This is a genomic window from Mariprofundus sp. EBB-1, assembly GCF_003665155.1.
Taxonomy (GTDB): Bacteria; Pseudomonadota; Zetaproteobacteria; order Mariprofundales; family Mariprofundaceae; genus Mariprofundus.
On sequence record NZ_RCFQ01000056.1, the window covers coordinates 1 to 6,237 of the forward strand.

6 protein-coding genes are annotated in these 6,237 nt (G+C 45.1%); 4 read left to right on the forward strand and 2 right to left on the reverse strand.

Features of this window, described 5'->3' with window-relative positions:
• Window positions 1-102: 102 nt before the first annotated feature.
• The gene (locus tag D8Y20_RS13365; RefSeq protein WP_121544210.1) at window positions 103-687 is read right to left on the reverse strand and encodes a hypothetical protein; all 585 of its coding nucleotides are present in this window, start codon (window positions 685-687) and stop codon (window positions 103-105) included.
• 880 nt (window positions 688-1,567) lie between these two features.
• Here D8Y20_RS13365 and hflK point away from each other — a divergent pair.
• The 3 genes from hflK to D8Y20_RS13380 are packed head-to-tail and all read left to right on the forward strand — an operon-like array spanning window position 1,568 to window position 3,754.
• The gene (gene hflK / locus D8Y20_RS13370) at window positions 1,568-2,674 is read left to right on the forward strand and encodes an FtsH protease activity modulator HflK (RefSeq protein ID WP_121544211.1); all 1,107 of its coding nucleotides are present in this window, start codon (window positions 1,568-1,570) and stop codon (window positions 2,672-2,674) included.
• A complete protein-coding gene (hflC, locus tag D8Y20_RS13375; protein WP_121544212.1) occupies window positions 2,671-3,543 on the forward strand; it encodes a protease modulator HflC in 873 nt (290 codons plus the stop codon). Before hflK ends, hflC begins: the two co-directional genes overlap by 4 nt.
• A gap of 25 nt (window positions 3,544-3,568) precedes the next feature.
• Window positions 3,569-3,754 (forward strand): DUF2065 domain-containing protein, encoded by a 186-nt coding sequence (locus tag D8Y20_RS13380; RefSeq protein ID WP_121544213.1) that lies wholly within the window; start codon window positions 3,569-3,571, stop codon window positions 3,752-3,754.
• A gap of 101 nt (window positions 3,755-3,855) precedes the next feature.
• On the opposite strand, the gene D8Y20_RS13385 is transcribed toward D8Y20_RS13380, so the two are convergent.
• Window positions 3,856-4,617, reverse strand: a complete 762-nt coding sequence (locus tag D8Y20_RS13385; RefSeq protein ID WP_121544214.1) for a hypothetical protein — start codon at window positions 4,615-4,617, stop codon at window positions 3,856-3,858.
• A 261-nt stretch (window positions 4,618-4,878) separates the two neighbouring features.
• Between D8Y20_RS13385 and tyrS the strand changes: the two genes are divergently transcribed.
• Complete coding sequence (gene tyrS, locus D8Y20_RS13390) at window positions 4,879-6,066, forward strand: tyrosine--tRNA ligase (RefSeq protein ID WP_121544215.1); 1,188 nt, start codon at window positions 4,879-4,881, stop codon at window positions 6,064-6,066.
• Window positions 6,067-6,237 lie beyond the last annotated feature (171 nt).

Below are 6,237 nucleotides of genomic sequence, written 5' to 3' on the forward strand. Positions count from 1 at the left end.
GATAAATCGGCAGGAGCAAGTAGCGGCGCTCCCGCTACGCGATAGTGTTTTATTTGTTTAAACGCTGCAAAGCAGCGGCCTCGAGGGGCCGAAGGGCATAGGCTAAATGATTTTGCGTATAGAATTTAAAAAACTTATTTTACATGTTGGACATATGCCATGACTGATTTGGGGAAGGGTGCTTTGCTGGAATAAATCGACTTTAGTGATTTCAGTTTCTATGGCCTGCCAGTTTCCCTGATTGTCCTTTAAGTCACCGCAATAGCTGCACATTGTAATGATGCCGTGGGCATCTCCATATAATTGTTGCACAACATCCGGGTCACGCCTTTTCTCTTCAATGAGTTCAAACCGTACTTCTATCCAGTTCAAGGGGAGAGGGATAACCGTAGCTTTAAGAACACGAATAGTATCAGCGGAATCACAGTGGAGTTGAAATGTAATGGAGTGGCCTGAACTGCGAACCTTGGAGAAAATTGTTCGATAAATCATACGTGTTTCAACATCGGCAAATTCACTCAAGATATTTTTATGTTCCAGGTTAGAAAAAGAACAAGATGGCATTCCTTGGTTGTCTTTTGCAAATGAGTCCCAAGCATTGCTTACACATGCAATATTATCAGCAGCATCAATCCGATATGCTCTTGTATTTGGGCCATCAAGCTCAATATTACTCACGGTTTTCAAGTCTGGCCTCCCACTGGATTGTCAATTCTTTATAGTGAAGATTAATATTACATCAATATATACCGAAGCAAAATTAAATCAGGATCATAGCTTTCAAATGATGCTTATACCTCAGGTAAATGAGGTGATCTGAAGTGCGTCTGCCTCAAAACGAGCAACTGTGATCAGTTAGAAATATCAAAATATGAAAGCCTGACTCTGATTCGCAGATTCAAAAAACTTCACAATTTTTAGATATTGGTCTATAACTTAATAGTGATCAATATATATTAATGAGTAGGTGTTTCAATGAACAGGTATATTTCCCAGCGTTTTCAAATTTTCATTGGCGTGATTATTATCATCATGCTATTGATTCTAATGGGCCTGATTAATAGCTGATTCAAGCAGATGATATATTTAGCGGGAACCCTTTAATGGCAGAGGCATCTTTGGTTTAACCCACAGAATATCAATTATACTTTTCATTTATAACGACATTATAACATCCGGGGCCTAAGCGAATGAGAGAAGACGAAGCTTTGTTATTGTTATAAAAGTTGAAGGGTTATGAATACTCCGAGAAATCCACGTATGCTAAGACAGTTCCCCTCCGACTTTCCTACATGAAAAACATTTAATATTTAATTAATGCTTGTCTAAGCTTACCTCCTTAATGTTTGCCGTGTCTGGCGCTACTCCTCCCTCCCCTCCCTAGTGTTTCGCGTCAGACATCAGGCCCTGACATCCGTCGGGGCCTTTCTTTTTTGCGTAGTTCTTCTTCATCAGTTCGAATAAAACCATTTTTTAATAACCTTATTTACTTTGCTGGCTGGAAGGGGGTGCAATCGCTGATTCAGTTAGCTACACTGCGGCGCTGTTTTATGTATGGAGGTTCGGTATGCCTTGGAGCGACCAGAACGGTAACAATAAAAATCCTTGGGGTAAGCAGGGTGGTGGTAATAACCAAACTCCGCCTGACCTTGATGAAGTGCTCAAACGCTTACAAGAACGCTTTGGCGGTTTCTTTGGTGGCGGTGCTGGCAATGGTGGCGGCTCCGACAGTGGAGATTTCAAGCTGAATAAAAGTGCGCTTACAGCTATTTCAGCAGTGCTTTTTGTCATCTGGATTGCGTCCGGCTTTTATATGGTGGCAGCAGATGAAGAAGCTGTGGTATTGCGTTTCGGTAAACATACTGCGACAACCGGTCCCGGTTTGAACTGGGCAATTCCGTATCCGGTTGACCGGGTTGAAAAATTGCCGGTAACACGAGTACAGCGTCTGGAAATCGGTTTCCGCCAATTTAGTGATGGTTCTACCCGCAAACGTAATAACGAATCACTGATGTTGACCAAAGATGAAAATATCGTCGATATCTCATTTATCGTTCAATATAAGATTAAGAGCGTGGAAAATTTCCTGTTTAATATTGATAGTGCTACAAAAACGGTGCGTGATGCAGCTGAATCTGCCATTCGTGAAGTGATTGGCCGCACCTCTATTGATGATGTGCTGACTACCAAAAAAGCCGAAGTGGAAGTCGAAACACAAGGCTTGATTCAGAGTATTCTGAATGGTTATGAGGCTGGTATCTCCATCAGCACCATTAAGCTGCAGGATGTTCAGCCGCCAGAGCGTGTGATTAAAGAGTTTAAAGATGTGGCATCAGCACGTGAAGATAGAGAGCGTGCTAAAAATGAAGCACAGGCTTATGCCAATGATATTATTCCAAAAGCCCGTGGTGAAAGTAAGAAGATGGTGCTTGATTCGGAAGCTTATGCCAAAGAAGTGGTTGAGCGCGCAAAAGGTGAATCCGAGCGTTTCGAATTACTGTTAACTGCTTATAAGATGGCTCCTGAAGTAACCCGTAAACGTCTGTATATGGAAACGATGGAAGAAGTTATGACGAAAACCGACAAGATTATTATTGATGGTTCGGTTGCTGGCAGTGTGTTGCCATATCTCCCATTGGATAGAACCAGTGGCAAGGTTGAGGTGACAAAATGAGTCCAAAATTAACAATGATAGCCATTATCCTGGGTGCCGCTGCTGTAGTGCTCAGCATGAGTACCTATGTAGTAGATCAGCGTGAACAGGCGCTGGTATTGCAGTTCGGTAATCCAAAAGCTGTGGTGCAGGATGCAGGTCTGCATTTCAAGCCGCCATGGCAGAGTATTGTCACATTTGATAAGCGTCTGTTGGAAAGTGATGTGCCGCCAAATGAAGTGATCACCAAGGATAAAAAATCCATCATGGTGGATAGTTATGCGCGCTGGCGTATTACTGAACCATTGCAGGTCTATCAGGTGGCACGAACCCAGACTGGTGTGAAAGCCCGTATGGACGATGTGGTGCGTGGTAAAGTGCGTGAAGTATTGGGTCAGCATACCTTGCATGAGATTGTATCCGGTGGTGAAAAAGAAGATCTGCGTGTTGCGCTGATGAAGTCGATCCGTGACCGTGCTGATGCTGGTGTGCAGGAATTTGGTATTACCGTGATTGATGTGCGTATCAAACGTGCTGATCTGCCACAGGAAAACTCGGAAGCAGTATTCCAGCGCATGAAAGCTGAACGTGGCCGTATTGCCAAAGAGTATCGCTCTGAGGGTGAAGAAGCAGCCCGGGAAATTCGTGCTGAAGCTGAAAAGATTCAGAAAACGCTATTGGCAGAAGCCTATAAGAAATCTGAAATTGTGCGTGGTAAAGCTGATGCGGAATCGACAGCTATTTATGCTAAGGCATACAATAGAGATGCGCAGTTCTATTCTTTTACCCGTTCTCTGGAAGCATATCGCAATGCTATCGGTACCGATACGCGTCTGGTGATTTCACCGGATTCTGAGTTCTTCCGCTTTTTTGAGCAGTCACGCAAGTAATCTGATTTAAGCAGCGACTGTTTACATGGATGATCTTTGGACAGCAGTGGGTTTGGTGTTGGTATTGGAGGGAGCGATCTATGCGCTGTTTCCGCAAGCGATGATCAACACCATGCGTAAATTACCGGATATCGCTCCGCAGGCTCTGCGTTTGATGGGCTTGCTGGCAGTGGCGATTGGTTGGCTGGTTGTCAAATGGGTACGAAATTAAGATATAGATTTTAATATAAAGCTTATGTTGTTACAAAAAAAGGCTCACTTACGCAGGTAAGTGAGCCTTTTTTATGATTACTTCACAGGGTGATGACGTGATTAAAAAGCCTGTGCTCCGGATGGTGCGGGAGTAGGGCTTGGGGTGATTACTACTTCATTGCTCTGCGTAGCTGAATCAGCAGGTTTATCGATCACGGTGTTTGTATCGGCTGTAGTAGTTTCAGTCTTGTCTGTTGTTGCAGTATCCAGCAGTTCAGAAAGCACTGATTTGGCACTGCTGGTGTTCGCAGGCTCACTGTTTGTCAGCTTGACCGTTTCTTCGGCAGTTTTAGCATCATTTGCATTGGTCTTGATCGGGCTGGTTGCGGCTGGTTCAGCAGCACTTGTGTCACTGTGCTGTGTTTTGATGACGTCACTGGCAGTTGGTGTTTCAGTTGCTTCAGGTGTCTTTATCTGATCACCAATATCGGTCAGGTTTTGTAAGATACTTTCCACTTCAGAGATGGCTGCTTTGGTACCTTCCTCTGCCAGATTGCTGATATCCCGGATGTTTTCCAGCGCTTTCTTGAGTTTTGTTTGCACCAGGTTTTCCCGGTTGCTCTGTACTTGATTACTTAACGTGCTCAATTGATCGCTAATGTCAGCGGTTTTGGTTTCCAGGTTTGCAATCTGGGACTGCATAGCGCTGTTGTCGTGGGTGCTGTTGTTGGCGTATACCGCATATCCGGCCAGCAAAAGCGCAGCTATAGATATATATAAAGAGAGATGCGGACTGCAGCGGCAACTTTTTGAACAAGAACGCTCCTGCTCTGTTGGTTTTTCTGTGTTGTTGAGGTTGATTTCGCTGTCTATGTCGCTCATGTGAACTCCTTGGTGTTTAATTCGCGTACATGCATAAGATATAATGATGCATGCTGATGTCTATAATGACATGCAAGATATCCGTTTGCGAAATGATGTCCGTGATCTGTCTCACTGCGCCGGGAGGCTGGATGGCTTATGAGAATCTACCCGGCAATTGTTCCTGATCGCTACAATCTTCATTAGTCGGACAGACTCCTAGCGGTATGCAATTGACGATGCCATGATTCGCGTGGTTGAGATTGAATGGTTGAGGTGAGTATGAATATTCAGGAACAGATGGAACTGCTGAGTCGCGGGGCGTTGGAAATATTGCCAGCCGGTAGTCTTGAGGCAAAGTTGAAACTTGCTGAGAAAGAGGGGCGCGCTTTGCGTGTGAAGGCAGGGTTTGATCCGACAGCGCCCGATTTGCATTTGGGGCATACCGTTTTATTAGAAAAACTCAGGCAGTTTCAGCAATGTGGCCATCAAGTGGTGTTTCTGATTGGTGATTTTACCGGCACGATTGGTGATCCCACTGGTAAAAATGAAACACGTCCGCCACTTACGCCTGAAGAAGTGCTGGAGAATGCGGAGAGTTATAAAGAACAGGTGTTCAAGATTCTTGATCCTGAAAAAACTGAAGTGCGTTTTAATTCCGAATGGCTGGGTAAGTTATCTGCGGCTGATCTGATTCGTATCGCAGCCAAAGCGACTGTAGCCAGAATGCTTGAGCGCGATGATTTTGAAAAGCGTTATAAAGGCGGTCAGTCGATTGCCATTCACGAATTTCTCTATCCGCTGGTGCAGGGTTATGACTCTGTTGCGCTTGATGCTGATGTGGAGTTGGGCGGCAATGATCAGAAATTCAACCTGTTAATGGGGCGCCAGTTACAGGGCGCATATGAAAAGCCACAACAGGTGATTCTGACCATGCCGTTGCTCGAAGGTTTGGATGGCGTCAATAAGATGTCCAAATCACTGAATAACTATGTTGGTGTGGCTGAATCGGCCAAAGATCAGTTTGGTAAGTTAATGAGTGCATCCGATGATCTGATGTTGAAATACTATGAACTACTTACTGACCGTGATCTGGATGAGGTTAAAGCCATGCATCCAATGGAGGCCAAGAAAGCATTGGCTGCTTTAATCGTGGATCGTTTCCATGGTGAGGGGGCGGGGGCTGCCGCGCGTACAGGTTTTGAGGCGCAGTTTACCAAGAAGGAAATTCCTGATGATGTACCTGAAATGACACTGTCATCCGAAGATGGTGCGTTGTGGGTGATCAAGGCACTGTCGCAAGCGGGCTTAACAGCATCCAACGGTGAGGGCATGCGCATGGTCAAACAGAACGCACTCTCCATTGATGGTGTGAGGGTGACCGACAAGGATTACCAGCTACAAACCGGTGGGCCATACTTGATTAAGCTCGGGAAACGCAAGTTTCTCAACCTTTCTATCGAAGATTAAGTATAGTTAATAATAAACTCATTGACGGCAGGAAGCTTGGCGCTAATGTCCGCCGCCCTGACGAGCTGGGGTCGGTCTGAAAAGGCTGTATCCACTGCAAAAAGGTAGTTTAAATATAGGTGTTGACGGAGCGAGTTTGCTCGCTATTGTTCGCCGCCCTCGACGAGACGA

Coding starts and splice junctions, on each gene's coding strand:
- hflK (WP_121544211.1), top strand. CDS start 1,568: ATGCCTTGGAGCGACCAGAACGGTAACAATAAAAATCCTTGGGGTAAG.
- hflC (WP_121544212.1), top strand. CDS start 2,671: ATGAGTCCAAAATTAACAATGATAGCCATTATCCTGGGTGCCGCTGCT.
- D8Y20_RS13385 (WP_121544214.1), bottom strand. CDS start 4,617: ATGAGCGACATAGACAGCGAAATCAACCTCAACAACACAGAAAAACCA.
- tyrS (WP_121544215.1), top strand. CDS start 4,879: ATGAATATTCAGGAACAGATGGAACTGCTGAGTCGCGGGGCGTTGGAA.
- D8Y20_RS13380 (WP_121544213.1), top strand. CDS start 3,569: ATGGATGATCTTTGGACAGCAGTGGGTTTGGTGTTGGTATTGGAGGGA.